Below are 26,817 nucleotides of genomic sequence, written 5' to 3' on the forward strand. Positions count from 1 at the left end.
GTGGGGCGCTGTGGCACAGCCCGGCCCCGTCCCGTGTCGTGCCCGACGGGCATCGCGCCACTGGCGGGACGCACTCACGGTTCCCCGCGAGCAGGGTGCCGGCCGGGCAGGCCGGGCCCACACACATGTCGCCATCGAGGGAGGTACCGGACGGGCAGCGCAGAATACGGGTGGACGAGCAGATGTGGGCCGGGTCGGGCGATGCCCCGTCCGCGCAGGTCCAGCTCACCGGCCGGGTGCAGCGCCTGGGGCCGTCGCCACCGGTCGGCTGGCCCGAGGCGCAGGTCGCGATCGCCGGCGCGACACACCGCCCGGTGTCCTCCTCGGGCTCGAGGTTCCCAGCGCAGGTGGGCTTCGCTCTGGCGGTGCACTGGCCCGTCTCGTCCGGACCGACGTCGGTCATGCCTCGGCAGACGTGTTGCGTGCTCGTCACGCAGCGGCCGGCCCCGTCCGGGACGATGCCGCCGGGGCAGGTCGGCGTGGCGTCGGACAGGCAGCCGGGCGGTTGCGAGGAGGGCGGCCAGTCCTCGCGGCATTCCGGCCGCGCTTCGGCGACACACGTGCCCACCCCGTCGAACCGCGACGACGGCGCGGAGCAGACGGGGAACGAACAGCCGTCCACCTCCGACACCCCGGTACAGCGCTCCGCCTCGTTGACGCACTGGTTCCCGACGAGCCGCCAGTTGACGCCGCAGGTGGCCGCGGGCCGGTTACAGGACTGCCCCTGCGCCGGAACGCCGTCATCGCAGACGTATCGCACGGGTGCGACGCAGGTCCGCCCGCTGAGGGTCCCGCCGCCGGGGCAGGTCCACTCGGTGTCGGCGACGCAGGTCCCACCGTCCATGGTCCAGTCCGCCGGGCAGGTCGGCGTCGCACGGGCCCGGCAGGTGGCATCGTCGAGGGTCCAGCCGGGCGCGCAGGTCCACGTCGTGGCGGTGACGCACTGGCCGTCGGCCGGCGGCTCACCGCCACCGCACACGAGGTCGGCGGGGCGGGTGCAGATCTCACCCTCGCGGGCCCAGCCGCCGGGGCAGCTCGCCGTGGCCGGCTCGGTGCAGGCCCGGTCCCGCGCACCGGCCGCGGCGACGCAGGAGACCTCGGGCGGAGCGACGCACGGCCCGGAGGCACTGGCGAGACTGGTGTGGGGCGGGCAGCGCCCGGCGCTCGCGGTCCGGGGGACACTCGCGGACTGGGGGGTGCTCGCGGACTGGGGGGTGCTCCCGCTCAGCGGGAGGACGATCGCCGCCGGCCGCACGCCCATCGCTGTGCCCGCCTGAACTGGTGGTCCTGCCACGGATCCCGGGTTCGAGGTGCCGGCCGGGCGAGCAGCGCCGTGGTCGGCCGTGGTGGTGTTCGCGATACCGGCGACGAACGTGAGCGCGACCAGCGCCACCGAGACCAGCGCGAGAGACCTGACGCGGACCCGTTCCCACCGCCATTGCCAAGTGCCTGGACGCATATCCGGTGGCTACCCCCATGCACGTCACGCCGTGGCCCGGGTCGGGTAGCGGCACGGGTGCAAGTATCAGAGACGAACCAGCCGTGCGCAGACTGATCCTCGCCGGTAAACGGCGTGGTCTTCACCGTGTCTCTATGGTGGGAATCGAACAACGGGGGATCTTCGAATACTGCATGTATTTCGTTAAATGGCTCTGCTGTGCGTACAGGGACCGTCGATCCCTCTTTTGGGTCGGTGCGCAGCCGGCAGAATTCCCTTGGGGAATCTTACTGCAACTCGGCGGGAAGTGCTCCATTCCGCGATAATCCGTCGAGTCGGCTTTGTGTCCTGCTGTCGCCGCCCTGCCGTCCCGATCCGTGGGTGATTCGTACGGTCCGCATACCCGCATCCAGGTTTCGTGCGGAGGGAGGGGCCGGCGGCGACGATGTCTGTGCCGAACCCCGGCGCCGGACCGCGGCCCGCGCCGACGCCGCCGCCTGGGACCGGCGTTCCGCGCCCGGGAGGAAGATCTTTTCCTGATGGGTCAGATATCGATCCGCAGCGGCATCGTGGGCGCATCGGTCACGGTGGGGAGCACGGGGCCGCCGGATCCTGCGGTCACTCTGTGCGGTGGGGGCGTGGGCGTTCCGGCGATGTACGAGGGAGCGGGGGCGACGGTCGCGGCGGAGGGCTGGTGGCCGTCGGCTGCCCGCTGAGACGAGTGCGTTCTGATCGGAAACTTCCCGTTGAAGACTCCGCGTAGGACCCGCGAGCGCAGGATGACGAAATGGTGAATCGCGAACGTCACGCCGAACGTCAGGAAGGCCACCAGGAGCATCTGCGGCCACCTGGCCCCGGAGTCGAACCCCAGCAGAGTCGCGATCGCATAGATCCAGAAGTAGTGGAACAGATAGACCGTGTAGGACGCGTCCGCCAGGTACCTGACGACGGGCCGCGGCCTGGTGATGAAACGGCCGGCCAGAGCGAAGAGCGTGGCGGTGAGCGCGATGGTGAACACCGTCTCGCAGAGCAGCCTGCCGTTGTTGGTGGCCAGCACGCCGACCCATCCCCGCGAACCTGCCAGCAGCCCTGACGCGGACACGGCGAGCAGCACCGGCGCGGGGCGCTGGAAGGACGGCAGAAGCCGATCCCGCTCCAGGTACAGGAGCATGCCGAGGAGGAAGAACGGGAGGTACTCCATCGTCTGCTCGACCGGGTAGTCGAGGAGCGTCCCGGCGAAGACCGGGTCCAGCAGGGCCTTGTGCGTACCACGAACGACGACGACTCCCGACAGTGTCAGGAGGGTGATCGTGGTCATGGTCCGTAAACGCCCGGTTGTCGTCCGCTGGAAGAGGGAGTGCGGGAACAGGCGGGTCAGTATGGACACCGCGGCGGGCGTGATCAGTGCGTAGGGGAGAAGCACGACCAGGAACCACAGGTGCAGGTGCCAGCGCAGCTCGCCCACCGGGTCGGCGATGGTCCGCCCGTGGAGATAGTCCAGGAACGAGACGTCCGGATCGTTGTGGAAGTCGTAGCTCAGCCAGATGGCGGCCGGGTTGAGCAACAGCCCCGCGCACAGCAGTGGGATTCCCACGCTGGCAAGGCGGCGGCGCACGGTGCGGCCCGGCCCGTATTTTCCCACCAGCATCGCGGAGAGGAACCCGGAGATGAGGAAGAAGTCCTCCATCCGGAAGAGGGCGGAGGCGTGCGCAATCCCGTTGAAAATCGGGTCGTGCCCGAGCGACGACGCATGGACGAAGACGCCGAGAAGCATAAAGCTGGCGCGCAGCGCGTCCATGTGGTGGTAGTGCTCGGCTGGTGCCGGCACCTTTCGATCTCGCACAGCTCCCCCGCCGCCAAAATCGGGTATTTTCTGCTTCGCGTCAACGGCCCTCGTCGGGCGACGCTGTCATCCCGAAGGCACGAAGGTACGATACTACCCGGTAAGGGATGTTTGCAGTATTGATTCGTACTGCCCTGCGGCGGATCAAATCTGCAGGTCAGAGGCCTGTTGTCGGATTTCGACGGTATTGCGCCCCGTGTGCCGGGGTGCCTCCGGCCGCTACGGCAACAATCAACGTTCCGACCCCTGACCGTTTCGGTCGCCGCCGTCGACGCCAGGTCACCGAACCGAGCTGAGGGCCGGATGCTCGAGCGGTCAGGCTCCAGCGTCGCCGGAGCCGGAGCCGGAGCCGGAGCCGGAGCCGGAACCGGAACCGGAGCCTGGCGGCGTGCCCGTGACGCGATCGAGCGCGGGCATCGTCGGTGGCTGAACACACAGGTCAACGGCAGCGGTCGAATGCCGGCACCCCATATGCGCAAGGTGGTTCGGGCGGGTTGACGGTGCGGAGATCGGGCCCTACCGTACGGAACAAAGGTTAGGTATGACCTTGATGGATGGAGGGAGGTCGGTGGTGTCAGCCGACGTCAGCGCGGCCCTCGAGGCTCCCGAACAGTCGGGGCGCCAGCGTGGACGACGCACGGCCGGTGGCCTGGCCGCGCGTGCCCGCGTCCGTCCCGAAAGGGGCATATCCGATGGGCTGGCGAGCTCCGCCGCCCCGCGCGCTGTCAGGCGTTGACGGCGTGGACGACGAGGGTCCGGGCGGTCTGAGCCTGTTGGCGTCAGCCATGGCCGGCCGCGCCGTGCGGGTCGCGGCGACCGACGGTGACGAGCCTGCCTGGACCGACGGTGTCACGGTCTTCGTGGACCCCGCCGCGGGTAGGCGCCACCAGCTGGAGACGCTCGCCGTGCAGGCCTCGCTGCTGGCCAGCGGAAGTCTGGAGCCCGGCCTCCTGCGTGAGCTGTCGCGGCGTCGGGCCCTCGGGCGGCGTTACCTTCTCATCGAGGGCCATCGTGCGCTGGCGGCGAACGAGGATCTCCTTCCGCCCGGTCTGCGGTCGCTCGTCGACCGGGACGTCGCCGCGCTTGCCGGTTCGGCCGCCGGCTCCCTGGCCGCCGCGCGCAGCGGGTTGGCGACAGGCGACCCGCCGAAGAGCTTCGGCGCGATCGACGCCCGGCGCCTGCTCGCGGCGCGGGCACGCGCCGGGTCCGCCGTGCCCGCCGCGTCCGTCCAGGACATCGCCGCGCGGCGAACGGGAGGTCGTCGCGATCTCGCCGAGCTGCCCGGGGAGGACGAGGGCGACGATCCCGCCGTGGTCCTGGATCTTCTCGCGAGTCCGGTCGGCGGTGGGGGAGCTGTCGGTCGTCTGCTCGCGCGGATGTTCACGGCGGCACGGTCATCCGGCGGCGATGGGCCGACGGGCGCGGACCCGGCGACGCACCGGTCGCGAGCCGGCATCCGTGGCGGGCGCACGGTGACGATCGGGAGCGCGAGCCCGGATCCGGTGGTCGGCATGCCTGAGGCCCGTGGCCGGGGGTGGAGGTATCCCGAGTGGGACGTCCACGCGGGTCGCTACCGTCCGGACTGGTGCACGGTGCGGGAGGTCACGGCGCCGCTCGGCCGCGCAGGGCCGGTCGCCGTGCCTGCCGGGCACGCGCTGCGCCGACCGCTCGCGCGCCTCGGCGTCGGGCTGGACCGCAGCCCCCGTCAGCGGCAGGGCGACGACCTCGACGTCGACGCGCTGGTCGAGGCGCGGGTCGCGACGCTCGCCGGTCTGGCGTGCGACGAGGCCGTCTACGTCGACCGGCTGCGCCGTCGCCGCGATCTCTCGGTGCTCGTCCTGCTCGACTGCTCGGGCTCGGCCGCCGAGCCGGCCGTCTCCGGCGGGACGGTGCACGAGCACCAGCGCACCGCGGCCGCGGCTCTCGTGACCGCGCTGCACGACCTGGGGGACCGCGTGGCGCTCTACGCGTTCCGTTCCCAGGGCAGGTCGGCCGTCCACCTTGAACCGGTCAAGCGGTTCGACGACAGGCTCGACACCGTGGCGCTGCGCCGCCTCGGTGGCCTGGTGCCCGGCGGCTACACGCGGCTCGGCGCGGCGATCCGCCACGGCGTGTCGGTGCTGTCCGATCACGGCGGCACGTCGCGGCGGCTGCTTGTCGTGCTGTCCGACGGTCTTGCCTACGACCACGGCTACGAGCGTTCGTACGGCGAGGCCGACGCCAGGCGGGCGCTCGCGCAGGCCCGGCGGCGTGGCGTCGGCGCCGTCTGCCTGAGCGTCGGCACGAGCACGGACGCCGCCGCGCTGCGGCAGGTCTTCGGGGCGGCGGCGCACGGGGCCATCCCGCGGCCGGACCAGCTGAGCCAGGTCGTCGGGCCGCTGTTCCGGACGGCGCTGCGCGGCGCCGAGGCACGGCGTCGCGCCCCGTAGCGCGCCCCCACCGGCACGTCACCACCGGCACGTCCCCACCGGCATGTCCCCACAGGCACGTCCATCGACGGCAGCGGGCGAGAGGAGAAACGGCATGGGACGCACGGAGCGGCCCTACTATCTGCCCGTCGGCAACGAGGAACAGGTCTTCGGGGCCGCGTTCCGCCAGCGCCTTCCGGTCCTGCTCAAGGGACCGACGGGATGCGGGAAGACCAGCTTCGTCCAGGCGATGGCGCATGACCTCGGCCGGCCGCTGATCACCGTGGCCTGCCACGACGACCTGACGACCGCCGACCTGGTGGGGCGGTTCCTGCTGCGCGGCGGCGAGACCGAGTGGGTCGACGGCCCGCTGACGCGGGCCGTGCGCGACGGCGCCATCTGCTACCTCGACGAGGTCGTCGAGGCCCGCCAGGACACGACCGTGGTGCTTCATCCGCTGGCGGACCACCGTCGGCAGCTGCCGATCGACCGGCTGGGCGTGACCTTGGACGCCGCGCCCGGGTTCTGTCTGGTGGTCTCCTACAACCCCGGGTATCAGAGCGTGCTCAAGGACCTGAAGGACTCGACCCGACAGCGCATGGTCGCCGTCGAGCTCGGCTTCCCGCCGCCCGACGTGGAGGAGAAGGTCGTCGCGCACGAGGCGGGGGTCGACCCGGCGGTGGCGGCTCGGCTGGTGGGGCTGGGGCAGGCGGTCCGCCGGCTGGAGACGCCGGGGCTGCGTGAGGTGGCCTCGACCCGGGTGCTCATCGCCGCCGGGCGGCTGGCCGCGGAGGGGCTCCCGCTGCGGGCGGCGGCCCGCGCCGCCGTCGCAGGCCCGCTCACCGACGACCCGGCGGTGGGCGCCGGTCTCGCCCAGATGATCGACGTCTATCTCGGCGGGGACGACGCCTCGCACGGGGCCTAGAACCACCGTGCCCCGATCTGGAGCACGCCAGGCTCCGAGATCGGAACAAATCCTGGCTTCGCACACCACCGTGGCGAGGCCGGTCGCTGGAGGAAGGGGCGAGATGTCGTATGAGAGCTCGGCGCAGCCGATCAGGCTCGGGTACCTGTTCGATTTCCGGTTACCGGAGCAGTTCCCGGAACAGATGCGCAAGGACCTGACGCGGCCCTTCGAGCTGGTGTTCGCCGAGGGCCTGGCGCACGGGGTCATCGACCGGCCGGTCGAGATCGTCTTCCGGGAGGTCGAGGGCCTGCCCAAGGGCACCATCAAGGCGGTGATCGACGCGTATGGCGAGCTCGTCGACGAAGGCTGCCTCGCCGTGTTCGGCCCCGCCATCAGCGACAACTGCGTCCCGACCCGGACGGCGATCGAGCGGCGTTTCCAGGTGCCCGCGATCAGCTGCACCGGGTCGGACGACTGGCTGGGGGAGTGGACCTTCTCGCTGCCCCAGGGCTCGTTGACCGAGGAGCCGATCTTCCTGTCGCGTCTGCTGGCCAAGGGCGGGCACACCGAGGTCGGCGTGCTGGTCGAGCAGTCGCTGGTCGGCCGGACCTATCTCGAGAACTTCCAGCGGGCCTGCGCCGACCAGGGCATCCGCGTCGTGGCCGTGGAGACGATCGCGCAGACGGCTCAGGACATCGGCGCGGCGGTGCGCCGGCTGTACGAGTCGAAGGCGGCGGCGCTTGTGCACTTCGGTTTCGGTTTCGGGATCGCCCGGGTCAACCCGGCCCTCGCGGCGGTCGRCTGGGACCCGCCACGCTTCATGGGAACGGCCTTCCAGAACGCGTGGATCAACCCGGTGATGTGGAACGCGATCCTGGGCTGGACCGGCGTCGACCAGTACGACGAGGGCAACCTGGTCGGCCAGCGGTTCCTGGACCGGCTGGAGGCCACCGATGGGAGGCGCCCGCAGTACTGCGTGCCGGTGATGAACCGGGATTTCGCGACGGTGCTGCTGCGCGCCTTCGCGGACGCCTATCCGCTGACGCCGCGCGGTGTGCGCGACGCCCTGGAGCGAGTTAGGATGCTGCCCGCCGCCGCCGGGGCGCCCGGGACGCACATCACGTTCGGGAACTGGAGCCACCGGGGCTGGATGGGCGCGGGCTACCTGGTGGCGCGGCGGCTGGACCCGGACGGCGTCAGCTCCCACCTCGTCGACCGCTTCGGGCAGGACTGAACTGATGGCGAGGGCCGTCAGCTCACCCGCCACCCCGCCCACGCCAGCCGCGCTACCCACCCCGCCCGCGCTACCCACCCCGCCCGCGCTGCCCACTCCACCCGTGCCACCCGGCCCGGCCCGCACGCGGCCGCACGCGCGGGCGCGGCTGCCGAGATGGTGGGTGCTGCTGGGCGTGCTCGTGTCGAACGTCGCGATCATCGCGGTTCTGTACAACATGCGGCGCGGAGCGGTCGAGGACCGGATCGCCAACCCCGACGTCGAGGGCGCCCCACGCCCGGTGAGATTCCTGTTCGGGAAATCGGACTGGATCGTCATGCACGAGGCCGGGTGGGTTCTCACCGTGGTCGCCGTCGTGGTCGCGTTCGTGCTCTTCTGGCGGAAGTACCCGRAGCACCCCGTCCTGCTGATGCTGCTCGCGTCCACGGGGATCGTCTGGCTGGACCCGGTCATGAACTGGGCGCCGTACGCGGTCTACAACCCCCAGGTCACGCACTGGCCGGAGAACTGGCCGCTGGTCTCGCTCTCGCCCACGGTCGAGCCGTTCATCGTGCTGTCCTACCTGACGTTCTACGCCGGGCCGTACTTTCCGGCGATCTGGATCGTGCGGCGCCTGCAGGCCCGGCGGGGCCCGGACGCGTTCGTCTCCCGGCACCCGCTCATCACCATGGGCCTGCTGATCTTCGTGATCGGTTTCGTCTACGACGCGATCCTGGAGATCTTCTGCATCCGCACCGGGCTCTACATCTACTCGCAGGTGATCCCGTTCGGCTCCCTGTGGGCGGGGAAGCCCTATCAGTTCCCGCTGCTGTGGGAGTCCGGGCTCGTCACCCTGGTGATGATTCCGGCGGGCCTGCTGGTGTACCGGGACGACACCGGGCGCACCCAGGCCGAGAAGCTGGCCCACCGGCTGAGGCTGCTCGGCCACCGGCCGGCGCTGGGCACCTTCGCGGTGATGTTCGTGGTCCTCAACATCGCCTATTTCGCCTACGGTGCCGGTTTCGCCGTCATCCGGGCGACGAAGTCCGCGACGTCGGTCGCCTGCCCGTGGCCCTATCCCGAGGCCAGGGTCTACGACCCCAACGGCTTCTACGAGAAGGCCGGCCAGCCCGGCCCCTACTTCGCGGGCATCTGGTCCGGCTGGCCCAGTGCCCAGTCGGGACGTCCGAACGTGACCCCACCGGCCGACGGCGGACTCTGCGCCGGAGACCACGATGGCTGACCACGCCGGGCACGCCGGGCACCCGACGGGACGGGCTCGCAGCGTGGTCATCACGGGGGCGTCCCGCGGCCTGGGGCTCGCCTCCGCCGCCCACCTGCACCGGAAGGGCTGGCACGTCCTCGCCGCGATGCGCTCGCCCGACGTCGGCCTGGCGCGGCTGCGGGACGCCACCGGCGCGGCACCGGACGACCCGCGGCTGAGCGCCGTCCGCCTCGACCTCGACGATCCGGCCTCGATCACCGGCTGTGCCCGGGCGGTCGAGAAGGCCGTCGGGTCGCCGGACGCCGTCGTGCACAACGCCGCCTACATGTCCGTCGGCTGCGTCGAGGAGATGCCGGCCAGCACCTGGCAGCAGCTCTTCTCCACCAACCTGCTCGGCCCCGTCCGCCTCACCCAGGAGCTCCTGCCCGTCATGCGGGCCGCCGGCCGCGGCCGGATAGTCGTGATCTCCAGTGCCGCGGGCGTGCGCGGGATGCCCACGATCAGCGCCTACTCCGCGTCCAAGGGCGCGCTCGAACGTTGGGCGGAGGCGCTCGCCGAGGAGATCGCCCCCTTCGGCCTCGGCGTCACCATCCTCGTCGCAGGCGCGTTCGACACCTCCCTGGACTCGACCTTCACCCACGCCGACCTGACGGGGCCGTACGGCGAGCATCACGCCCGGCTCGAACGCGCCGGCCAGCGCCTCCTGAAGTCGGTGAAGCCTCCCGAGGAGTTCCCGCCGGGGCTCGAGAAGGCGCTGAACGACCGGGCCCCGTTCGCCCGCCACCCGGTCGGCCGGGACGCCCGGCTGATGCTGACCGGCCGCCGCCTCATGCCCGACCGCGTCTTCCGCCTCGTGGCGAGCAGGGCGATGGGCCTGCCACGACCAGGCAGCCTGCGCGAGCACCCCCGACGGCTCGCCTCCCTCACCCCACGGCCCGACGAGAGCGAACACCATGGCTGACACCCCGACAGTCCAGCTCGAGACCAGAATGCTCATCGACGGCGAGCTCGTCGATGGTGAATCCGGCACCTTCACCTCCATCAATCCGGCCACGGAAGAGCCCGTCGGCCAGGTCGCCGACGCGTCGACGGCGGATATGCACCGGGCCATCGGCGCCGCTCGCCGCGCGTTCGACGACACCGACTGGTCCACCGACCGGGCGTTGCGAAAGCGCTGCCTGGAGCAGTTACAGGCGGCGCTGGAGGCGGAGCGCGAACAGCTGCGCGAGGAACTGATCCTCGACGCCGGCTGCCCCCGGCTGGTGACCCACGGGCCCCAGCTGGACGCCCCGCTCGCCGACGCGCTGACCTACCCCGCCGGGCTCATCGACTCCTACCCCTGGGAGACCGACCTCGGCGAGGCGTACTCCGACCTGACCAACCAGGTCTGTGCGCGGAAGGTCTGGCGGGAACCGGTGGGCGTGGTGGGCGCGATCGCGCCCTGGAAATCCGGCGCGGCGTCGACGAGGGCGCGAAGCTGCTCGTCGGAGGCGTTGACGCTCCCGCGGGCCGTGACCTGGGCTTCTACGTCAGCCCGACCTTGTTCGTCGACGTCGACAACGCGATGACGATCGCCCAGGAGGAGATCTTCGGGCCCGTCCTGGCCGTCATTCCCTACGAGGACGAGCGGGACGCCGTCCGGATCGCCAACGACAGCGCCTACGGCCTCGCCGGGAATGTCATGTCCGGCTCGGTCGAGCATTCCGCCGCGGTCGCCCGGCAGCTGCGCGCGGGGTTCGTCGGCCTGAACGGGGYCGCTCCCTATGGCGCCGACGTCCCGTTCGGCGGCTACAAGGCCAGTGGCGTCGGCCGCCAGAACGGCCACGCCGGCTTCGACCAGTACCTGGAGATCAAGTCCGTCGCCTACCCGGCCTAGAGGGGATCACCGAATGCAGCTCTACGACGACCTCGAGGACTTCGGGAGCTTCGACGACACCGTCGCCGGTGACGTCCGGGACCCCTACCCCGAGCTCGCGCGGATGCGCCGCGACGAGCCGGTCCAGCGGCTCGACCTTTCCGACATGCCGCACGACGAGAACAAGCCCGTCTTCTTCGTCTACCGATACGACGACGTGGCCCGCGTGCTGCGGGACAACGAGACGTTCTCCTCGTCCATCATCCTCGACTTCTTCGGGGACGCCCTGGGAAAGGACGTCATGCTCGGGATGGACGAGCCGGCGCACCGCCGCCACCGTGCGCTGGTCGCCGGCGCGTTCACGCAGAAGGCGATGGCCCGCCGGGAGCACGACCGGGTCGGGCGGATCGCGAGTGAGCTCGTCGACCAGTTCGCCGCCGACGGCCGGGCCGACCTCGTTCGACAGTTCACCTTCCCGTTCCCGACCAAGATCATAGCGAGCCTGTTGGGTCTGCCCGCCGACGACTACCCGCGGTTCCAACGCTGGTCGATCGCGCTGCTGAGCATCCTGACCAACCGGGAACGAGGCCTGGCCGCCGCCGCGGCCCTCAGGCAGTACTTCGCCCAGATCCTCGCCGCCCGGCGGGCCGAGCCCCGCGACGACCTCATCAGCGACCTCGCCGTCGCCGAGCTCGACGGCGGGCGGCTCACCGACGACGAGATCTTCTCGTTCCTGCGCCTGCTGCTGCCCGCCGGAGTCGAGACCACCTACCGGTCCACCGGCAGCATGCTGTTCGGTCTTCTGTCGCACCCCGACCAGCTCGACGCCGTGCGCGCCGACCGTTCGCTGATCCCGCAGGCGATCGAGGAGGCGGTCCGCTGGGAGCCGCCACTGCTGTCGATCACCAGGGTCGCGGCCCGCGACACCGAGCTGTCCGGCGTTCCCATCCCCGCCGGCTCCGCGGTCATGCCGATGCTCGGCGCGGCCAACCGGGAGGCCGAGCGCAACCCCGACCCCGACCGCTTCGACATCCACCGGCAGGGCAGGCAGCACCTCTCGTTCGGCCACGGCGTCCACATCTGCCTGGGCATGCACCTCGCCCGGCTCGAGATGCGGGTCGCGCTCGAGACGCTGCTCGACCGGCTCCCAGGGCTGCGCCTCGACCCCGACGGCGACGACCCGCACATCCACGGGCAGGTCTTCCGCTCGCCCACGAGCCTGCCCGTCCTGTTCGACGGGCCCGCGTAGCCGCCGCACCAGGCGGCGCGCCCCGAACCGACTGGAGAAACCGATGCGGCTCTTACGGATCCCGACCCGTCGGTCCGCACGCCCACGAGGGCGGCGGCCGGCCAGACCACAGCTGGCCACCGCGGCCGCGATGACCGCGGCTCTGCTTGCCGCTGCGGGCTGTGGCGGCGGTGGCGGTGGTGGCGACGAGCGCCCGGCCGGCGTGCCCACCGACGGCAGCACGTCCCAGGCACTCGGCCCTCGGGCGGCCGCGACCGGCGCTCCCGTCCGTATCGGCGTGGTCACCGAGGGCAAGGGTGCCTTCAGTGACCTCTCCATCCAGGGCCGGGTGGCCGAAGCGACCGTCAGGTACCTCAACGAACATCGCTCCGGCCTCTCCGGACGTCCGATCGAGCTGGTGCAGTGCACCACCCAGACCGACCCCGCGAAAGGCACCGACTGCGGCAACCGGATGATCGAAGAGGGCGTGACCGCCGTCCTCATCGGCACGACCGGCGTCGTCGAGAGCATCTGGCAGCCGATCGCCGCGGCGAAGATCCCGGTCATGCTCTACGGCTCGAGCGACGTGGCCCTCCTCCACGACAGCGCGTCGACCTTCATCCTGAGCAGCCCGAACTTCCCCCTCGTCGAGCTGCCCCTGCAGATCGCCAGGCAGGAACACGCCAACCGGATCACGTCGATCGTCATCGACGTCCCGGCGGCTGTCTCCGCCCTTACCGACGTCGCGGTGCCGACCCTGCGAAAGGCCGGAGTCGAGAACACACTTGTCGCCGTGCCACCCGGAACCGCCGACATGACACCGCAGGCGCAGAGCGTCGCGTCCCGTCACCCCGGCGTCGTCTTCATCGCGGGCAACGACTCGTTCTGCATCAGCGCCCTCAACGGCCTGAAAGCCGTCGGCTACACCGGGAAGATCACCGCCGTCTCGGAATGCGTCACCGACGCAACCCTGAAGGCCGTGCCCGGCGCCACCCTGAAAGGCGTCGCGATCAGCAGCTACTCACCGATCGGCACGGACAACCCGTCGACCCGCCGCTACGACGCCGTGGTGGACACCTACGGCAAGGACATCGACCCCAGCGTCGCGGACGGCCTGGTCATGTTCACCGTGCTCGCCGGCTTCCAGGCGGCCGTCGGGCACATCGCGGGTGACATCACCCCGCAGTCCGTGCTCGCCGCCATCAGGAACATGCCCGAGCAGGAACTCCCCGGCGCCGGCGGGCTGAAGTTCCGCTGCAACGGCAAGGCCGTCCCGGACACGCCAGCCGTCTGCACCCGCGGCGGCCTCGTCACCACCCTCGACGGAGCCGGCAGGCCAACCACCTACGAGGTCGTCGGCAACACACCGGTCGCCGACTGAGGCTGGAGAGGCCGGCGCCGTCCAGGGAATCCGTCTCCAACAGACCTAGTGTCTCGCGCCTAGAAGCCCGTGTAGCGTCGCTTTTGACGATCAGTGTAAATGGGAGTTATCCGGCMCTATATGTATAGATGGATTACGCCAGCTGATATATGCAATGTCGTTCGACTTGTCTGATCGGCGAATGAAAAGGTCAAGAGACGCAACCTCGCCATCCATGCATGGTAAAAAATTGTCGGAGAATGAAACATTGGTTAATGCAACGCTACACGTCATCCGGCCCTTTCGGTCGAGGCGTGTGTGACAGGTATACCGCACTTTTGTGTGATGTGTAATATAATAGCTAGCAGGTGTCTTTTTAGTCGAATCTCTAGTAGCGGAGAGGCTGCCATGAGCGAGAGGTATAGTGCCAGCCCAAAGAGACCAGTCGACGACGACGTCTCCCTTTGAAATCAATCGAAGTCTGCCTCCAATCTCGACCTGCCAATCGTTCAGTCTTGATGGCTTCAAGCGTGTACTAAATCTCGCACCCCYGCTCACGCGCCAGGAAATCTCCCTGCTTTTAGATCGWCTCGGTTGTCGCCCAGCCAAATATCGTAGCTGTGACCGAAACGGTCGGGTCATCTCGCGGCGGGCGAAGTAGCATCCAGCGAACGAAACCAGCGGTATCCAGCCAAATCTGTAGACAATGCTGTCCATAAGGCCGGGCCAAATTTTAGCGTCCAGCAAAAAGGGGATGAAACCGATCAGGGTGGGCGGCACCAAGCCCACTCCGACTAGGATAGCCCATATTGAAATGGGTCTGGTGTATCGGCCCTGTGGGCGGTGTTCGTACTCCATTGGTTCGTGATCTAGAGCGGCATCTATCTCGGCTGGAGTATGGAGTGGTGCCGATTCAAGCTTACCGTGAGTTGCGCCATCGAGGCTCTGGCGCACGTCGGACCGTGGGTCGAAGGAACGGTTCCTTACAAGAGTAACTCCGGAATTTCTGTGGCGCTGTTGAGGAAGCGGGCGGCCCTTCGCACCCAGCTGGCCGTAAATGTATTTGTAGATGGATCCAGTATCAAGGAATTCCGGGCCGCCCGGTATTCCATTTTCGAGCGCTCGAACTAGTTCTCCAGTGAACGCGGTATGCACTTCTCCGGGCGGAGCCAGCGCGGTTCGAGTCTCAGCGCACGCCGTAATAACGCAAGTTCCGTCGAGTGCGGTAATGTCGGCAAGCTGCTCAGGCRCATTCATTCCGCCGATCAATGCCCGTCCGCTGAAGCAGCAGTCCAGGATCACCACTTTTCGCAGTGCCGGTATGGCGGGATCGAGTATTGCCTGCCTGAGATCATCATACCGCAAGCTCAAATACAGCCGATCGGGATGAGATCTCGGAAGCGTGAGACACAGTTCGTCGCCGCGATGTGGATTGGTAAGGCCGTGTCCGGCGTAGTAGACCAACAATGTATCCACAGAATCGGCGGCAACTCGATGGAGGCAATCCAGCACTTGCTCCGCATTCTCTGGCTGCGGAATGGTTACGCAGTGCTTTGGGTCGAGGCCCCATAGATCTGCATCGGTAAGGATTCGCTTGAGATCTTTCAGATTATTCTTTACGGCAGGGAGAGGGTCCAGATGTTCATATGAGTAGGTCCCGATGAGGAGCGCACGCGAGAACTCGGGGTTTGCGAGCATCGGCGTTTTTACCCCCGGCGTCTTCCTCCGCACTAGTCGCCCTCTCCTGAATCCTCTAGGGCGGCGACTATGGCAGCGATCTGGACGGCCGATACACCCTCCATCGTGACGACTGCTCCGCCTCTCTCAATCCGAATACCTGGCTTTGGTCTACGGGAACTACGCCAGCCATCCAAAGCTAGCAATAATGATCCCAGGGAAAGTGAATCGCTAACCAGGGCATTAATCGCCTCAAAAGTGGCGGACATCTGTCCCGGTGCCCCCCTGGCGGGCACCATCGAGATCTTTATGGTCCTGCCAACCTCGGGATCTTGCGCGAGCCAGCGATGCAAGGACTGCAAGGAGTATCTATCGTCCTCGGACTCTTCGACTCGTATGAAGATCTGCATATACCAGCCTCTCGGGAAAATCGCGCTACATCAGCGACGTATCTTATCGATACCGTCCACATTCCTGAGAGGTGGGCTCCGCAAAGTCATCCGGGAGTGCCTGGTTACCCTACGTGATGGTCGGGGCGCTGCTGGATGCGCTTCCAGTTACTGCTGTCGAGGCGAGTGATCGCATAGCACCTTCTTGACGGTTAGCAGAATCCGCAGGTCGCCGGCCTGCATTGATAGATAGCTGAGTCGATCAGACAGCTGGACCTCGGACCGCTCGTCTAGTGTCCTTACCCTGCCGGGTATGGCGCATTCTGGCCCTGTCGCCGTACGGATCGTGCTGTCCGAGGATGAGCGTGTCGAGCTGGCCCGGCGGGTTGAGGGTGCGGACCGCCGTGCGGCCGAGCGGGCTCGGATCGTGCTGGCATCGGCGGAGGGCCTGTCGAACGCGCAGGTCGCCGCGGCGGTCGGGGTGTCGTTACGGACAGCGGGCCGGTGGCGGCGGTTGTTCGCCCGGGTCCGGCTGGCCGGTCTGGACGACGCCGCGCCGTCCGGCCGTTCAAAAGTCAGCGAGCTTGTGTTGTCCGAGGCCGAGCGTGTCGAGCTCGAGCGGCTGGCACGTAGGGCGAAGACCGCGCAGTTCCTCGCGCTGCGGGCACGGATCGTGCTGCGCTGCGCCGAGGTGGGACCGACCGGCGGGTCGTCGGCGAGCTCGGTGTCGACGAGTCGACGGTGCTGCGCTGGCGGACCCGGTTCACCGAGCGGCGTCTGCCTGGTCTGTCCGACGAGCCGAGGGCCGGCCGGCCGCCCTCGATCCTGCTCGACCAGGTCGAGGACGTCATCGTCGCGACCCTGGAATCCACTCCCGGGGCGGACACGCACTGGTCACGGGCGTCGATGGCGAAACGCACCGGCCTGTCGCCCTCGACGATCGGGCGGATCTGGCGGCGGTTCGACCTCAAACCGCACCTGCAGGACAGCTTCAAGCTCTCGACCGACCGCAGTTCGTCGCGAAGGTCGTTGACGTCGTCGGCCTGTACCACAACCCGCCGGAGAAGGCGGTCGTGCTCTGCGTGGATGAGAAAAGCCGGATCCAGGCCCTTGACCGCTCCCAGCCCGTGCTCCCGATGATGCCCGGCATGCCCGAACGGCGCACCCACGACTACCTGCGCCGCAGTATCACCAGCCTGTTCGCCGCCTTCACCATCGCGGACGGCACCGTCATCAGCGAACTCCACCGCCGCCACCGCGCGATCGAGTACCGCGGGTTCCTGACCTGTATCGACAAGGCCGTCCCGGTCGATCTCGACGTCCACCTGGTCTGCGACAACTGTGAGGATCGATTCGTGCCGCCAGGCGCCAGGGCCTGACCCGTGCGACAACTGGCCGCGTGCCTTGCTGTAGATCTGTCGGCCGTGGCCCTGGCGGTTCCCACCGACGCTGGTGGTACGCATCGTCGCGTGTCTCGATAGGGGCTTTGCCGTCACGGCACCGTCACAGTTCTGACCGCCTCGTGCGCCATCACGCGTCGGCGTTCTCGTCCACCCGTCTGGTTGAGGAGCCGCGTGCCCGCCTATCCGCATGCTCCCGAGGAAGCCGCGCACCTGGTCCTCGGTGTCGACACGCACAAAGACATCCACGTCGCCGCGGTCCTGACTACACTCGGCGCCGCCCTCGCCAGCGAACAATTCCCAGCTACCGCCACGGGATATCAGCACCTGCTCGACTGGGCCCGTACCTTCGGCCAGGTCAGCAGGGCCGGAGTCGAAGGCACCGGCTCCTACGGGGCCGGACTGACGCGGTTCCTCCAAAGCGCCGGTGTCGAGGTGACCGAAGTCAACCGGCCAGACCGCGCGGCGCGCCGTAGCCAGGGCAAGACCGACACCGTCGATGCCGAGGCAGCCGCCCGCTCCGTCCTGGCGGGAAGAGCGCAAGCCGTACCGAAGAGCGCCGACGGCCCGGTCGAAGGGATGCGCGTACTGCGCGTGGCGAAGGAATCCGCCGTCAAGGCCCGAACCCAGGCCCTCAACCAGCTCAAGGCCATCCTGGTCGCCGCGGACCCCGCTCTTCGAGAGTCACTGTCAGGCCTTACCAACCTGCGCCTCGTCGCTCGATGCGCTGATCTCGATGGTGACGACGACCTCACCTATACCCTGCGCCTTCTCGCCGGTCGCATTCGTCAACTCACCCAAGAAGTCGATGGCCTCGCCCGCCGCCTGCACCAGACCGTCTCGTCACACCGTCCCCGCCTGCTCGAACTCATCGGGATCGGTCCCGACAGCGCGGCCGCGTTGCTCATCGCTGCCGGCGACAACCCGACCGGTCTCACCGACGAAGCGTCCTTCGCCGCGCTCTGCGGTGTCAGCCCCGTCGAACGCTCGTCGGGCAAGAGCCAACGCCGCCGACTCAACCTCGGAGGCGACCGTCAGGCGAACGCCGCGCTCTACCGCATCGTCATCAGTCGTCTTCGCTGGGATGACCGCTCCCGCGCCTATCTCGCACGACGCACAGCCGAGGGCAAGACCAAGCGCGAGATCGTCCGCTGCCTCAAACGCTACGTCGCCCGCGAGGCCTACCGGCACATCTGCACCAGCCCGCCTACGGCGCCATCGGTTCCTCAGACCGCTTGACGCGACATAGGGGCATCTACGCCACCCACAACACCGCCGAGATCAGGACCTGGCTGGAACGCCACCCCCGCTTCCACGTCCACTTCACCCCGACCGGCTCGTCCTGGCTCAACCAGGTCGAACGCTGGTTCGGCCTGCTCACCGACAAACACATCCGCCGCGGTGTCCACACCTCCGTCCAGGCCCTCGAAGCCGACATCAGAACCTGGATCGACACCTGGAACCGCGACCCCCGGCCCTTCACCTGGACCAAGACCGCCGACGAGATCCTCACCTCCCTCGCCGACTACCTCAACAAGATCGCCCTGCCGACCGGCAACGACAACAAGGAGAAGGAAGGCACTGAAACCTCAGACGCAGGACACTAGCGGGCCCTGACCTTGCCCGCGGCCGGCCGTTCGAGGGCGGCCGGCCTGGCGGCGCCGCGCAGGACCGTGTCGCGGGCGAGGTCGAGCGCGGCGCGCGGCCCGACAGCGCTGACGATGTCGTCCGGTGTGAACAGCAGCTCGAACAGCGACCGGGCCCGCACATCGGCCGACGACCCGGTGAGCCGCAGGTCGCCGTCCCGCCCGCCGTCGGTCAGCAGTTTCTTGACCTGCCGCAGCTGGGACGGGAACGACCAGGCCAGGTCCGGGCTGCTCGGCGGTGACTGGCGCAGTGCGCCGAACTGGATCCGGAACTCCTCACCGTACCGTTCCATGATCTTCGCGTTGAGCCACAGCAGCGCGTCGAGCCGCTCCACCGCACCTGCGGGCGCGGCGAGCACGGCCCGCCAGCCGGTGTTGAGCGCTTCGACGTAGGAGATCATGATCGACGCGAGCAGCTGCTCCTTGGAGTCGGCGACGCGGTAGACGCCGGCGACGCTGACGCCGGCGGCGGCCGCGATGTCGCGAATGGTCGTCGCCTCGTATCCGCGCCGGCCGAACTCCGCCCTCGCGGCCGCCCGGATCAGCGCGGGACGGCCGGCCTCAGCCAACTCGTCCGCCTCGGGCCAGCTCGCGATCTGCTCCTGTGCGGCGGCGAACGCGGCCGACCGGTCCAGCGCCGCGCCGTCGACCGGCCCGGCGGCGACGCCCTCGAGCAGGATCCGGCAGCGCAGGGCGGGCAGCCGGTCGGCGCCCGGCAGCCGGTGCGACACACCGATACCTACATGGATCATGCTCTCGCACATCCGGTCGGCGAGCAGCGCCAGATCGACGCCCGGTCGCAGCCAGCCGCTGTCCCGACCGGCCTCCAGCAGCTCCAGCAGCACGGCGCGCACGACGGACGGCGTCCTCGCCGAGACCTGGACGAGCTCGTCGCTGGCTCCCACCGGCGGTTCGTAGTACGAGAGCAGCACGGCCGCCCGGTGCTGCACCGCACAACCAGCGATCGCCTCACCGAAGGCCACCACCAGCTCGGCCGGCGGCCGGCCGCCCGGCCGTCGCAGTTCCTCGACGGCGGCCTGTGCGACCCCGTCCAGCGCGGCGTGGTAGCGCCGGATCAGCTCGGCGACGATGGCGTCCTTGGAGTCGAAATGGTGGTACAGGCTGCCGGCGAGGATTCCCGCCGCGTCGGCGATGTCCTTCAGCGTCGCGCGGATCCCCGCGGTGGCGAACAGCCGCGCGGCAGCATCGAGGATCTCACCCCGGCGCGCACCATCCCTCGACACGGCCTCCCCCTTCGACACCTCCCGGTACCGGCGACGCTACCGAAAGACGCTCGGGCCGCTGTCATGCACGGCGCTCGGGCCCGCCCACGCAGGTCCACCGGGAACCCGCCGCACGTGGCGCGATCACTTTACAGCCCAGTTGGAAGCCGGTACTTTCCATCGTGAACAAATATTAGGTTGCACATACCAGGTTGAAGGTGGCGGCGGTGTTGGTCGTCTGCCGGCTGCGCCCGGATACCGAGGATCAGTTCCGCTTCTCGGTCACGCCGAGCCTCCTTGCCCGACGTCGCCGGATCTCGTCGCGAGCAGGCCGGTCGCCTTCGCGCGTGTACGCCGCTGGCCGATCCGGGCTCCGACCTCACCGCCCGTGCTCTTCGATTCCGTGTCCGCATCGGAGGCAGCCACATGACCAGTACCGCCCCGGTCCAGTGGGACCCGTACGACTCCAGCCTCGCCGCCGACCCGTACCCGACGTACCGACGTCTGCGGGATGAGGCGCCCCTTTATTACAACGAGGAGCATGACTTCTATGCGCTGAGCCGATACGCCGACTGCGAGCGCGGGCTGCCCGACTGGGAGACCTACCGGTCCGGGCGCGGCATGGTCCTGGAGATCATCAGGGCGGGCATCGACATCCCGCCGGGCACGCTGATCATGGAGGACCCGCCGGTCCACACCATTCACCGCCGCCTGCTGGTCAGGGTGTTCACCCCGCGGCGGATCAGCATGTTGGAGCCCAGGGTGCGGGAGTTCTGCGCGGGCGCCCTCGACCCCTACCGAGGCCGCGACCGGTTCGACCTGATGGAGGCGCTGGGCGGCGAGCTGCCCATGCGGGTGATCGGGATGCTGCTCGGGATCCCGGAGGCCGAGCAGGCGTCCGTCCGCGACCACGTCGACAGCTCGATGCGGATCCAGGACGGCAGCGGCATCAACGTGGCCGATGCCGCGGTCCTCAGCGGGGAGATCTACGGCGACTACATCGACTGGCGGCGGGACAACCCGTCCAACGACCTCATGACGGACCTGCTGTACACCGAGTTCGACGACGAGAACGGTGCGCGGCGCACGCTGAGCAGGGACGAGGTGCTCGGCTACGTCAACATCCTCTCCGGGGCCGGCAACGAGACCACCGGCCGGCTGGTCGGCTGGATCGGATCCACTCTGGCGGCACACCCCGATCAGCGGCAGGAAATCGTCGATGACCCCTCCCTGATCCCGAACGCGGTCGAGGAGGTGCTCCGGTACGAACCGCCGAGCATGGCCATCTCCCGGTACGTGACCAGGGACGCCGTATGGCATGGCGCCACGGTGCCGGCCGGCTCCGCGCTTGTCTTCCTGGTCGGGAGCGCGAACCGGGACGACCGCCGCTTCCCGCGCGGTGACGTCTTCGACATCCATCGCGAGGTCGGGCAGCACCTGACCCTCGGGCTCGGCGCGCACTACTGCCTCGGCGCCGCGCTGGCCCGGCTGCAGGGCCGGGTCGCCCTGGCGGAGCTTCTCGCCCGATTCCCGCGCTGGGACGTCGACTGGGAGAACGCGACGATGGCGCAGACCTCGACCGTCCGCGGCTGGGAGAAGCTCCCGGTCGTGATCCCGTGATCAGCCCGCCACCGCCGTCGTCAGGCCTTCGATCGGCAGGGAGCTGACCATGGACATCAACGACCTGATTCTCGTCTCCGTCGACGACCACGTCGTGGAGCCCCCCGACATGTTCGCCGGCCGCCTTCCCGCCCGGTACGCAGACCAGGCACCCAAGGTCATCACCAGGGACGACGGAACCGACGCCTGGGTCTTCGAAGGCCAGGAGGCGACGAACGTCGGCCTGAACGCCGTCGCCGGCCGTCCCCCGGACGAATACGGCGCGGAGCCGACCCGTTTCAGCGAGATCCGGCCGGGGTGCTTCGACATCCATGAACGCGTCCGCGACATGAACGCGGGCGGCCTCGCGGCGTCGATGAACTTCCCGTCCTATCCACAGTTCTGCGGCCAGTACTTCGCGCGGGCGAGCGACAAGGACCTCGCGCTGGCCGTCCTGCGGGCCTACAACGACTGGCACATCGACGAGTGGTGTGGAACGTACCCGGGGCGGATGATCCCGCTGGCGCTGCCGCCGATCTGGGATCCCGTGCTGATGGCGCAGGAGGTCCGGCGCGTCGCCGCGAAGGGCTGCCACGCCGTGACCTTCTCGGAGAACCCGGAGAAGCTCGGGTACCCGTCGCTGCACAGCGACCACTGGGATCCCTTCTGGCAGGCCTGCTCAGAGCAGAACACCGTCGTCTGCCTGCATATCGGCTCGTCCTCCCAGGTCGTCATCACCTCCCTCGACGCACCCGTCGACACGATGATCACGCTGCAGCCGATGAGTATCGTGCAGGCCGCCGCCGACCTGATCTGGTCACCGTTCCTCCGGCGGTTCCCCGACCTCACCCTGGCCCTCAGCGAAGGGGGCATCGGATGGATTCCGTACTTCCTCGAACGAGTCGACCGCGTCTACAAACAGCACCGTGCCTGGACCCACCAGGACTTCGGTGACATGCTTCCCAGCGAGCTGTTCCTCCAGCGCATCGTCACCTGCTTCATCGAGGACGAGTTCGGCGTCGCCAGCCGCGAAAAGCTGAACATCGACATGGTCACCTGGGAGTGCGACTATCCGCACTCGGACTCGTCCTGGCCGCTCGCGCCCGAATCCCTCGGCCGTTACCTCGGCGGGGTGCCCGACCGCGACATCGCGAAGATCACGCACGAGAACGCACTGCGGCTATTCTCCTTCGATCTCTTCTCGCATCTTCCCGAGGAGCAGGCCACCGTCGGCGTGCTGCGCGCGCGGGCCGTCGACGTCGACCTCGGCTACCGGTCGTCGGAGCGCCTCAGGAAGGTCGGCACGGCCCCGGTCAGCGTGCTCGACCTGGCCCGGCAGTTACCCACCTCCGGGGGGAGCTGAGGATCCATGGGCGCGCTCATCATGCTCGGAACGCTGTTCGCTCTCATCGCGCTCATCTTCTTTCTGGTGCTGCGTCTCGACCCCGAGATGCGGGGCTCGCCGGAATCCGAGGGCGAAAGGTGAGCGACGAACTGACGCCCGCGCTGGTTCTCGGCCAGGTGTTCGCCTATGCCGGCGGACTGTCGTTTCTCGTGATCGGCGTCGTTCTCACCGTTCGCCGACGGCGCCTCCATCCACTGCTGCTGTTGTGCATCTCGGCGATCTCCTTCTCGTGGATCGAGGCACCGTACGACTGGGCGATGTACGCGCAGTTCGCGCCCGGCCTGCCACGGATGCCCTCCTGGTGGCCGCTGAACCTGACGTGGGGCGGGCTGCCGGTGTCGGTGCCCCTGGGGTATGTCGAATACTTCGTGCTGCCTGCGCTCACGGGTGTCGCGCTCGAGCGGCGGCTCCGCGCGAGGTTCGGGTGGCGCCGGCCGATCGGTCTGCTGACCGTCGGGCTCGTCGTCGGCTACGTCTGGGCGCTTGCCTTCAACGGTGTCTTCGGCGTCCGCGCGGGAGTGTTTTACTACGGCCGTGTCATCCCGGGCCTCGCGATGTTCGAGGGCACCAGGCACCAGTACCCGCTGTACGACGCTCTCGCGATGGGCGTGCAGATGATGGTCTTCACCTACCTCCTCGGGCGGACCGACGTGGCAGGCCGCACGGTCATCGACACGTGGGCCGAGGGCAGGACGAAGACGCGTGCCCGCGCGATCGCGTTGTCCGTGGTCTCCGTGGTCGTCCTCGGCAACCTGCTGTACGGCGCCGTGTTCGCGCCACACCTCGTCACCAAGCTGAACGGCGATGTGACCGTGGGACCGACAGGCGAACTGTTCCCCGGCGTACCCAACCAACCCCTGCACGGCGGAGCGGGCGGCGGGCGATGACATCGGACACCACCTCGACGTCCGGTCCGCCGAGCCGGGCCGAGGGCCGGTCCGCGGGGCCGGCAGGTCAGGCGGTCGGGTTCCAGCGGGTGATGACGTCGAGGGTCGGTGCGGTCGCGGTGCCGCGTGGCTCGGCTACGAGGCCGGCGGACTCGGCCACCTCGGCCACGTCGTCGATGGTCTTCACCACGCGGCCGGCGGCTTCGGCGAGCAGCAGAGCGCGGGTCAGCAGGCCCTTGGTCTGCTTCGCCTGGTAGCTGAGCGGGCGGCGGGCCCAGCGCCCGTCGACGAGTTTCTCGGTCAGGGCACGCACCGGCAGGGCGCTGGCACGGATCGGTCCGGAAAGGGATGGCACGGTCGCGTAGTCCGACGAACGGAGGTCCACGACGAGGTGCTCGCCGACAGCGCTGACAGCGCCCACGGCGCTAGCGCCGACAGCGCCGACGGCGCGGACGGGCTCCGGGGCGCAGGTGAGCAGGTCGGGCAGGGCTGACGCGAGCCGGGCGCGCCAGAAGGTCGCGAGCACGGTCGGCGCGGCACGGCCATCGAGGCCGGGAACCGCCGCCGCCATGCCGACCCGGTGGTCGGGTACCGGCTCGGTCGCGCCGAGGAGGCCGAACGCCCCGTTGGACACGAACAGCGCCTGGCTGGCCACAGCTCGTGCGGCGGGGGGCAGCGTCGCCGGAGCCAGCGCCTCGTAGAGGACGCCCACGAATCGGTCGAGCGCCGGCATCGTCGGTGCGTCCGGCATCGAGATGTTGGCGGCCAGGTCGGCCTGCGCGCGCGAGGCCGGCAGCCGCAGCGCGGCGATCGCCGCGCTCGGGTCGGACCTGCAGAACACGGCGACCGCCCGCGCTACCTCGGCGCGGGCCACCGCGAGCGGGCCGTCGCCGAATCCGGCCGCCCGCAGCGACGGCCCGTCGCCGCCCTCGGCCTTCGCCTCGCTCGGCGGCAGCAGGATCCGCACCTGTCCGACCTCATCTCACCATCTCGACATCCCGGCGTTCTGTGCTGCCAGGCTACGGTGACCGTGGGGCCGATCAGCCCGGCGGGAGCGGCGGGAGCGGTGGGCGCGCGGCCGGCTGCCGGCTGATCGCGGTGATCGCGGTGGCTGTTTCGTCGGCCCACCGGTGGTCGAGCTGTCCGATGCCGAAGATCAGTCGGTACCACAGCGAACCGTAGACGAAGTCGACCAGCGACGTCGTGTGCTCGTCGGGGATCTCGCCGCGGGCGACGGCCCGGTCGAGCAGCGTCCCGAGCGCGGCGCGCCTGGTGTGGAGGAAACGGTCTCGGACGCCGTCGGCGACCGCCTGGTCGGTGGCTGCCGCCGCGGCGACCGCGCGCAGGAGGAGGGCGGTGGTGCCGTCGAGCGCGTCGATCGTGGACCTCAGGAAGGCGCGCAGGTCGCCCGCCACGCTGCCGCTGTCGGGGAGCGGGATGCTCACCTGCCCGTGTTCGACCATCGCGGCCAGGATCACCTCGATCTTGGACGGCCACCAGCGGTAGAGCGTCTCCTTGCTGACGCCGGCCCGCCTCGCGATGGCCTCCATGGACAGACCGGCCGGCCCCGCCTCGGCTGCCAGCGCCAACGTCGCTTCGAGCACCGCGGCGCGGGCGCGCTCGCTGCGTGGTCGTCCGGGCCGGCGGGCGGGCTGCTCGTTCATCTCCGCAGCATAACCGAACGGTCCGTTCGGTATTGGTGCTAGGGTTTGCGAACGGGTCGTTCGGAAATGGAGGTTCGCGATGTCCGCGAGCAGCAGCAGGACGCAGGATCGTCACATCGCCGTCCTCGGCGGCAGCGCCGGGATCGGGTTCGCCACGGCCCGGCTTCTGGCCGACCGGGGCGCGGCCGTCACCATCGGCGGCCGCAACCGCGGCCGGCTGGAGGCGGCCGTCAAGGAGCTGGGCGGATCGGCCCGGGGAATTGAGGTGGACGCCGAGGATGTCGACGCGCTGCGGCGCTTCTTCAGCGAGGCGGGACCGATCAGCGATCTGGTCGTCACCGTCACCCGGCGAGGCGGGGCCGGTCCCGCGGCCGAGCTCGCCGACACCGACCTGGCCGGAGCATTTCTCGGCAAGTCCGTCGCTCATCTGCGGGCGGTGGCCCTGGCGATGCCGACCCTTGCCGCGGACGGGTCGATCACGCTGGTCACCGCGGGGTCGGCTCAGGCGGCGCTGCCGGGGACCGCGGGGCTGGCCGCGGTCAACGGCGCACTGGAAGCCGCAGTGCCGCCACTCGCCGTCGAGCTCGCTCCCCGGCGGGTGAACGCGGTGTCCCCGGGCGTCATCGAGACCGGCTGGTGGGACGAACTGCCAGCGGATGCCCGCCGCGCCGCGCTGGACGAGTTCGCCGGTCGGGCACCGGTCCGGCGTAACGGCCGGCCCGAGGAGGTCGCGGCGGCGATCGTCGCGGTCCTGGAGAACGGATTCATCACCGGCGTGGTCCTGCCCTGCGACGGCGGGCTGCGGCTCGCCTGATCCGAGTAGCTCCTCAGGAGAGCGGGCGGGCCAAGGGTCCCGACGTCAGGGTGTCTCGCCGCGTTCGAGCATCCCGACGAGCTTCGTGATCCGCTGCTGCCGGCTCGACGGGCTCGGCGCCGTCAGTACACGATGCAGGACCGAGTAACGGTCGCGGCCGCTCAGGCCCGCGAACGCCGTCGAGGCGGTCACCGAGGCGGCCAGCGCGGTCGCCAGATCGTCCGGGACCTGCGCGTTCGCCGACCCCGCGTAGGCCCGTTCCCAGCGTCCGTCCGCCTTCGCACGCTCGATCTCGGCCTGCCCTCGGGGACGTATCCGGCCCTCCTCGACCAGGCGGGCGACGAGGCCGATGTTCCGCTCGGACCACAGCGAGGCCCGGCGGCGGGGCGTGAACCGCTGCTGGAAGGTGGTGGCGTCCCGGCTCCTGCGCTGCCCGTCGATCCAGCCACTGCACAGCGCTTCCAGCAGCGCATGGTCGTAGCCCAACGACGTCGGAGAGGTGGTTCCCTTCTTCGCCAGCACCAGCCATACCCCGGAGGAGACCGTCTCGTTCACGTCCAGCCAGGCTCGCCACGCCCGGGCATCGGCCACGACCAGCATCTCCAGCTCCACATCCCTCACCGTATTCCGGAGACC

18 protein-coding genes and 3 pseudogenes are annotated in these 26,817 nt (G+C 69.3%); 16 read left to right on the forward strand and 5 right to left on the reverse strand.

Going from position 1 to position 26,817, the window contains the following annotated elements; genetic code table 11:
- Nucleotides 1-170 precede the first annotated feature (170 nt).
- Nucleotides 171-1,277 carry a hypothetical protein gene (locus CcI49_RS19670; protein ID WP_076828395.1) on the forward strand — a complete coding sequence of 369 codons (1,107 nt, stop codon included), beginning with the start codon at nucleotides 171-173 and terminating at the stop codon, nucleotides 1,275-1,277.
- 705 nt (nucleotides 1,278-1,982) lie between these two features.
- On the opposite strand, the gene mdoC is transcribed toward CcI49_RS19670, so the two are convergent.
- A complete protein-coding gene (gene mdoC / locus CcI49_RS19675) occupies nucleotides 1,983-3,266 on the reverse strand; it encodes a glucans biosynthesis protein MdoC (RefSeq protein ID WP_241840142.1) in 1,284 nt (427 codons plus the stop codon).
- A gap of 707 nt (nucleotides 3,267-3,973) precedes the next feature.
- Between mdoC and CcI49_RS19680 the strand changes: the two genes are divergently transcribed.
- The 11 genes and pseudogenes from CcI49_RS19680 to CcI49_RS19745 form a co-directional block, all read left to right on the forward strand.
- The gene (locus tag CcI49_RS19680) at nucleotides 3,974-5,710 is read left to right on the forward strand and encodes a VWA domain-containing protein (RefSeq protein WP_076828397.1); all 1,737 of its coding nucleotides are present in this window, start codon (nucleotides 3,974-3,976) and stop codon (nucleotides 5,708-5,710) included.
- A gap of 94 nt (nucleotides 5,711-5,804) precedes the next feature.
- Nucleotides 5,805-6,614 (forward strand): CbbQ/NirQ/NorQ/GpvN family protein, encoded by an 810-nt coding sequence (locus tag CcI49_RS19685; protein WP_076828400.1) that lies wholly within the window; start codon nucleotides 5,805-5,807, stop codon nucleotides 6,612-6,614.
- A 103-nt stretch (nucleotides 6,615-6,717) separates the two neighbouring features.
- Nucleotides 6,718-7,830: an ABC transporter substrate-binding protein gene (locus tag CcI49_RS19690; protein WP_076828402.1), complete on the forward strand. Its 1,113-nt coding sequence runs from the start codon at nucleotides 6,718-6,720 to the stop codon at nucleotides 7,828-7,830.
- Nucleotides 7,831-7,834: 4 nt separating this feature from the next.
- On the forward strand, nucleotides 7,835-9,052 hold the full coding sequence (locus tag CcI49_RS19695) for a spirocyclase AveC family protein (RefSeq protein WP_076828404.1): 1,218 nt from the start codon (nucleotides 7,835-7,837) through the stop codon (nucleotides 9,050-9,052).
- Complete coding sequence (locus CcI49_RS19700) at nucleotides 9,045-9,995, forward strand: SDR family oxidoreductase (RefSeq protein WP_076828406.1); 951 nt, start codon at nucleotides 9,045-9,047, stop codon at nucleotides 9,993-9,995. Before CcI49_RS19695 ends, CcI49_RS19700 begins: the two co-directional genes overlap by 8 nt.
- Nucleotides 9,988-10,910: pseudogene (locus CcI49_RS19705) on the forward strand (aldehyde dehydrogenase family protein). The gene CcI49_RS19700 and the pseudogene CcI49_RS19705 overlap by 8 nt, the downstream one beginning before the upstream one ends.
- A gap of 13 nt (nucleotides 10,911-10,923) precedes the next feature.
- A complete protein-coding gene (locus CcI49_RS19710) occupies nucleotides 10,924-12,138 on the forward strand; it encodes a cytochrome P450 (RefSeq protein WP_076828409.1) in 1,215 nt (404 codons plus the stop codon).
- Between the two features lie 43 nt (nucleotides 12,139-12,181).
- Nucleotides 12,182-13,498: an ABC transporter substrate-binding protein gene (locus CcI49_RS19715; protein WP_076828411.1), complete on the forward strand. Its 1,317-nt coding sequence runs from the start codon at nucleotides 12,182-12,184 to the stop codon at nucleotides 13,496-13,498.
- Nucleotides 13,499-15,856: 2,358 nt separating this feature from the next.
- Nucleotides 15,857-16,883: pseudogene (locus tag CcI49_RS44480) on the forward strand (IS630 family transposase); the annotation flags it as partial.
- A 234-nt stretch (nucleotides 16,884-17,117) separates the two neighbouring features.
- Nucleotides 17,118-18,182, forward strand: a complete 1,065-nt coding sequence (locus CcI49_RS19740) for an IS110 family transposase (RefSeq protein WP_116437450.1) — start codon at nucleotides 17,118-17,120, stop codon at nucleotides 18,180-18,182.
- 17 nt (nucleotides 18,183-18,199) lie between these two features.
- Nucleotides 18,200-18,550, forward strand: a pseudogene (locus CcI49_RS19745) (transposase); the annotation flags it as partial.
- Here the strand turns inward: CcI49_RS19745 and CcI49_RS19750 are convergent.
- A complete protein-coding gene (locus CcI49_RS19750) occupies nucleotides 18,547-19,833 on the reverse strand; it encodes a TetR/AcrR family transcriptional regulator (protein WP_083749633.1) in 1,287 nt (428 codons plus the stop codon). The pseudogene CcI49_RS19745 and the gene CcI49_RS19750 overlap by 4 nt on opposite strands.
- Nucleotides 19,834-20,238: 405 nt before the next feature.
- On the opposite strand from CcI49_RS19750, the gene CcI49_RS19755 reads away from it, so the two are divergent.
- The 3 genes from CcI49_RS19755 (at nucleotide 20,239) to CcI49_RS19765 (ending at nucleotide 23,703) form a co-directional block, all read left to right on the forward strand.
- Nucleotides 20,239-21,432: a cytochrome P450 gene (locus tag CcI49_RS19755; protein WP_076828423.1), complete on the forward strand. Its 1,194-nt coding sequence runs from the start codon at nucleotides 20,239-20,241 to the stop codon at nucleotides 21,430-21,432.
- A 49-nt stretch (nucleotides 21,433-21,481) separates the two neighbouring features.
- Nucleotides 21,482-22,774 carry an amidohydrolase family protein gene (locus CcI49_RS19760; RefSeq protein WP_054569817.1) on the forward strand — a complete coding sequence of 431 codons (1,293 nt, stop codon included), beginning with the start codon at nucleotides 21,482-21,484 and terminating at the stop codon, nucleotides 22,772-22,774.
- 119 nt (nucleotides 22,775-22,893) lie between these two features.
- Nucleotides 22,894-23,703, forward strand: a complete 810-nt coding sequence (locus tag CcI49_RS19765) for a spirocyclase AveC family protein (RefSeq protein WP_054569816.1) — start codon at nucleotides 22,894-22,896, stop codon at nucleotides 23,701-23,703.
- A gap of 67 nt (nucleotides 23,704-23,770) precedes the next feature.
- On the opposite strand, the gene yaaA is transcribed toward CcI49_RS19765, so the two are convergent.
- Nucleotides 23,771-24,670, reverse strand: a complete 900-nt coding sequence (yaaA, locus tag CcI49_RS19770; protein WP_054569815.1) for a peroxide stress protein YaaA — start codon at nucleotides 24,668-24,670, stop codon at nucleotides 23,771-23,773.
- Nucleotides 24,671-24,743: 73 nt separating this feature from the next.
- Nucleotides 24,744-25,367 carry a TetR/AcrR family transcriptional regulator gene (locus tag CcI49_RS19775; RefSeq protein ID WP_063793262.1) on the reverse strand — a complete coding sequence of 208 codons (624 nt, stop codon included), beginning with the start codon at nucleotides 25,365-25,367 and terminating at the stop codon, nucleotides 24,744-24,746.
- Nucleotides 25,368-25,446: 79 nt separating this feature from the next.
- On the opposite strand from CcI49_RS19775, the gene CcI49_RS19780 reads away from it, so the two are divergent.
- On the forward strand, nucleotides 25,447-26,181 hold the full coding sequence (locus CcI49_RS19780; RefSeq protein ID WP_054569814.1) for an SDR family oxidoreductase: 735 nt from the start codon (nucleotides 25,447-25,449) through the stop codon (nucleotides 26,179-26,181).
- Between the two features lie 45 nt (nucleotides 26,182-26,226).
- Here CcI49_RS19780 and CcI49_RS19785 read toward each other — a convergent pair whose 3' ends face one another.
- Complete coding sequence (locus CcI49_RS19785; RefSeq protein WP_198955578.1) at nucleotides 26,227-26,781, reverse strand: YdeI/OmpD-associated family protein; 555 nt, start codon at nucleotides 26,779-26,781, stop codon at nucleotides 26,227-26,229.
- Nucleotides 26,782-26,817: the final 36 nt, after the last annotated feature.

Source organism: Frankia sp. CcI49 (assembly GCF_001983215.1).
Lineage (GTDB): Bacteria > Actinomycetota > Actinomycetes > Frankiales > Frankiaceae > Parafrankia > Parafrankia irregularis.

What these genes read in the sequence shown, in the direction of transcription:
- CcI49_RS19710 (WP_076828409.1), top strand. Translation starts at nt 10,924, where the DNA reads ATGCAGCTCTACGACGACCTCGAGGACTTCGGGAGCTTCGACGACACC.
- CcI49_RS19775 (WP_063793262.1), bottom strand. Translation starts at nt 25,367, where the DNA reads ATGAACGAGCAGCCCGCCCGCCGGCCCGGACGACCACGCAGCGAGCGC.
- CcI49_RS19685 (WP_076828400.1), top strand. Translation starts at nt 5,805, where the DNA reads ATGGGACGCACGGAGCGGCCCTACTATCTGCCCGTCGGCAACGAGGAA.
- CcI49_RS19780 (WP_054569814.1), top strand. Translation starts at nt 25,447, where the DNA reads ATGTCCGCGAGCAGCAGCAGGACGCAGGATCGTCACATCGCCGTCCTC.
- CcI49_RS19715 (WP_076828411.1), top strand. Translation starts at nt 12,182, where the DNA reads ATGCGGCTCTTACGGATCCCGACCCGTCGGTCCGCACGCCCACGAGGG.
- CcI49_RS19755 (WP_076828423.1), top strand. Translation starts at nt 20,239, where the DNA reads ATGACCAGTACCGCCCCGGTCCAGTGGGACCCGTACGACTCCAGCCTC.
- CcI49_RS19700 (WP_076828406.1), top strand. Translation starts at nt 9,045, where the DNA reads ATGGCTGACCACGCCGGGCACGCCGGGCACCCGACGGGACGGGCTCGC.
- CcI49_RS19760 (WP_054569817.1), top strand. Translation starts at nt 21,482, where the DNA reads ATGGACATCAACGACCTGATTCTCGTCTCCGTCGACGACCACGTCGTG.
- CcI49_RS19680 (WP_076828397.1), top strand. Translation starts at nt 3,974, where the DNA reads ATGGGCTGGCGAGCTCCGCCGCCCCGCGCGCTGTCAGGCGTTGACGGC.
- CcI49_RS19785 (WP_198955578.1), bottom strand. Translation starts at nt 26,781, where the DNA reads ATGCTGGTCGTGGCCGATGCCCGGGCGTGGCGAGCCTGGCTGGACGTG.